Annotated in this window: 2 rRNA genes; both read right to left on the bottom strand. The window is 62.9% G+C overall.

The window, feature by feature from the left end:
* Nucleotides 1-1,181 (bottom strand): 23S ribosomal RNA (locus Q0G85_RS10310); the annotation flags it as partial.
* A 310-nt stretch (nucleotides 1,182-1,491) separates the two neighbouring features.
* Nucleotides 1,492-1,557: ribosomal RNA gene (locus Q0G85_RS10305) — 16S ribosomal RNA — on the bottom strand; the annotation flags it as partial.

Raw genomic sequence — 1,557 nt, 5'->3', positions numbered from 1 at the left:
GCACTCTTTGAATGCATGGCTGCTTCTAAGCCAACATCCTGGTTGTCTGGGCAGACGCACATCCTTTGCCACTCAGCATGGACTTGGGGGCCTTAGCGGGCGGTCTGGGCTGTTTCCCTCTCGAGCGCGCAGCTTAGCCCACGCGCTCTGACTCGCGGCCTCTCGGCCGCCGCCGTTCGGAGTTTGGTCCGCTTCGGTAGGCTGCGAGGCCCCCTCGGCGGTCCAGTGCTCTACCGGCGGCGGCTAACGGCCGCGGCTAGCCCTAAAGCTATTTCGGGGAGAACGAGATATCTCCGGGTTTGATTGGCCTTTCACCCCTATCCACGGGTCATCCCCTCCGTTTTCAACCGAAGTGGGTTCGGCCCTCCACAGGGTCTTACCCCTGCTTCAGCCTGCCCATGGATAGCTCACCCGGCTTCGCGTCTGCGCCCGGCGACTACGTCGCCGTCTTAATGACTCGCCTTCGCTGCGGCTCGCTTCTTAGCTGAACCTCGCCGCCGGACGCAACTCGCTGGCTCATTCTACAAAAGGCACGCCGTCACACCGCTTGAGGTGCTCCGGCTGCTTGGGGGCGCACGGTTTCAGGTGCTCTTTCACTCCCCTCTCGGGGTGCTTTTCACCTTTCCCTCACGGTACTCGTTCGCTATCGGTCATGGGAGAGTGCTCAGCCTTGGAGGGTGGTCCCCCCTGCTTCGGACCGGGTTTCACGTGCCCGGCCCTACTCGGGGACGCGCCTCGGAGGCGCCATGGATCCGCGTACGGGGCTCTCACCCGCTGCGGCCGGCCTTCCCATGCCGTTCCGCTTCCATGGCGCTTTGTAACTCCGCCCGAGGGAGCAGGCCCTCGGGATGGCGCGCCCCGCAACCCCCGCGCAGCAACGCCCTGTCGCTTGCACGTGCGCGGGTTTGGGCTCGCGTCCGGTTTCGCTCGCCGCTACTCCCGGAGTCTCGGTTGATTTCCTTTCCTCGGGGTACTTAGATGTTTCAGTTCCCCCGGTTGCCTCCTCGCACCGTATTCTGTTCTGGTGCGGGTAGCAGGGCATGACCCCTGCTGGGTTCCCCCATTCGGGAATCCCCGGATCGAAGGCCGTTTGCGCCTCCCCGGGGCTTATCGCAGCTTGCCGCGCCCTTCCTCGGCTTCCCATGCCAAGGCATCCGCCGTGCGCCCGCGGTATCTTCTTCCCGCGGTCCCGGGGGGCGAGCCCCCCGGTAAATGCCAGCCGATGAAGTAAATCATCGGAGAAAGTAAATAAATAAAGTTTTGGGTAAAACGTATCTCGGCGATCCTAACTGATTTCGAAGATGCAGAATCTACTTCTGTCATTGGTTGATATCAAGTTGAGATCGTTCGGGGGCTCTCGCTCCCGAACATGTCGCGCGCTATGCAGTTGCCAAGGTGCCTCGGGGTCCCGTTCGCCGGGAGCCCTGGAGGCCGGATGCCGAGGATTCGGACGGGGGGCGCGCGCGGGCCCTTGCAAGATTGTCTCCCTAGAAAGGAGGTGATCCAGCCGCACCTTCCGGTACGGCTACCTTGTTACGACTTCACCCCCCTCACCCT

The sequence above is a fragment of the uncultured Ellagibacter sp. genome (genome assembly GCF_934617235.1).
Lineage (GTDB): Bacteria > Actinomycetota > Coriobacteriia > Coriobacteriales > Eggerthellaceae > Ellagibacter.
Note: the sequence above shows the minus strand (reverse complement) of the source record. Positions and strands in the feature narration are given on the sequence as shown.